1 protein-coding gene is annotated in these 2,073 nt (G+C 55.1%); it reads right to left on the minus strand.

Translation table 11 applies throughout. The annotated features are described in order from the left end of the window. Positions 1–161: 161 nt before the first annotated feature. Complete coding sequence (locus DWZ22_RS10025; RefSeq protein WP_117744005.1) at positions 162–1,856, minus strand: phospho-sugar mutase; 1,695 nt, start codon at positions 1,854–1,856, stop codon at positions 162–164. Between the last annotated feature and the right edge of the window lie 217 nt (positions 1,857–2,073).

Raw genomic sequence — 2,073 nt, forward strand, 5'->3', positions numbered from 1 at the left:
AGATATATTGCCAGACCGGAGGGGCCCCGGGGGCGGGAATCTGGGCGTACACATTTCCTACACAGTTTGGGATTCTCAGCTGTATTTACCAGTAATATAGAGGGGACCTCGTTTCCGAGATCCCCTCCTCCGTCTATCTATAGAAATAGGCTTTCAAAGCCTTAGGCCAATAGTTTGCGACCGGACTCCTCAATCGCGTCAAGTGCTGCATCAGCCTCGGCGGCATCCGCGCCCTTTGCGAAGATGTACAGCTTAATCTTGGGCTCGGTGCCGGAAGGACGAACAATACCCTTGTTACCACCCTCAAGATCGAACTCAATGACGTTAGCCTTCGGCAGGCCGTTCACGCAGGTATTGTAATCCACGACGGCCTCAATCTTGGAACCGGCGAGCTCCACGGGCGGGTTCTCGCGCAGACCAGCCATGATGCCGGCCATCTTTACCGCACCCTCAGCGCCCGGATAGCTCAGCGAAATCGTCTTGTTGTGATAGTAGCCATACTTCTCGTACAGATCGTGCATCGCATCGGCGAGGTTCTTGCCCTGGAGCTTGTAATACTGCGCCATCTGGCAAATCAGAAGCGAAGTGCTCACGGCGTCCTTGTCGCGCACGTGGTCGCCGGCAAGATAGCCGTAGCTCTCCTCAAAACCGAAGATAAAGCGATCGACCTCGCCAGCATCGGAAAGAGAAGTAATGATGTCGCCGATGTACTTGAAGCCCGTCAGGCAGCGGCGGAGCTCAAAACCGTACTCGTCGGCCAAAGCGTCAACCATGGCGGAAGAAACGATAGTAGTAACGGCAACCTTATTAGTGAGGTCCTCACCGCGGGCAGCACGGGTCTTGCAGATATAGTCGAGCAGCAGAACGCCCATCTCATTGCCGGTCAGCAGCAGATAGTCATCGCCATTCTTAACGGCAACGCCAACACGGTCGGCGTCAGGATCGGTTGCAAGCAGCAGATCGGGGTGAACCTGCTCGCACAGGTCGATGCCCTTCTGCATGGCCTGACGGATCTCGGGGTTAGGATACGGGCAGGTCGGGAAATCGCCGTTAGGCTCCTTCTGCTCGGGAACAACCGTGACATCGGTGATGCCAGCACGCTCGAGCACCGTCGTGACGGGAATGAGGCCGGTACCATTCAACGGCGTATAGACAAGCTTGAGCGGTGCGCCGGCAATCTCCTCGGCAGAAAGATTCGTAACGCCGCGCGCGAGTACGGCGTCGTAATAACGCTCGAGGCACGAATCATCGATCCATTTGACCAGACCCTGCTCAAGAGCCTCATCGAAGTCCATGGACTTCACTCCGGTGAACGTATCAGTCTCGGCGATGGCCTTAGAAATTGCATCGGCGGCCTCGCTGGTTATCTGGCAGCCGTCGGGGCCATAGGCCTTATAGCCGTTATACGGCGCCGGGTTATGACTAGCGGTCATGCAAATGCCACCGGAACACTTAAGATCACGAACAGCCCAGGAAAGCGTCGGCACAGGAGAAATCTTGGGATACACAAGGGCAGTCACACCGTTTGCTGCAAGAATGGCAGCCGTCGTCTTAACGAACAGCTCACCTTTATTGCGGCTATCGCGAGCGATGGCGACCGTCGGATGCTCGAAGGTCGCATTGAGGTAGTCAGCGAATCCCTGGGTCGCACGACCGACCGTATAGATATTCATACGGTTAGTGCCTGCACCGATAGTGCCGCGAAGACCAGCAGTGCCGAAGGCGAGATCCTGGAAGAAAGCGTCGGTGATGGCGTCCTCATCACCCTGCTCCTTCATCGTGTTGAGCTCAGCGAGGAGCTCCTCATCCTTGACATTGGCAATCCAAGTATCAAGCAGCTCATGAACATCTGCCATGTGAGTCCTTCCGTCACAATCAATAAAACGACCCGTGTGAAACAGGACAAGCGCGTCAGTGCGCTAAAGCAAATATTAGTCCATTGAGAACAGAGAACCGACCACAGAACGGTGAACGTCTATATTAAGCGGTGGATGATTAAATTGATTTAATTGCATAAGGAATGTTGCCCATTAACGCAAAAAAGGGGGAGGCCGCGAGGCCTCCCCCTTCTCC

This window comes from Collinsella sp. AF31-11 (assembly GCF_003475605.1).
Taxonomy (GTDB): Bacteria; Actinomycetota; Coriobacteriia; order Coriobacteriales; family Coriobacteriaceae; genus Collinsella.

What these genes read in the sequence shown, in the direction of transcription:
- DWZ22_RS10025 (WP_117744005.1), bottom strand. Translation starts at nt 1,856, where the DNA reads ATGGCAGATGTTCATGAGCTGCTTGATACTTGGATTGCCAATGTCAAG.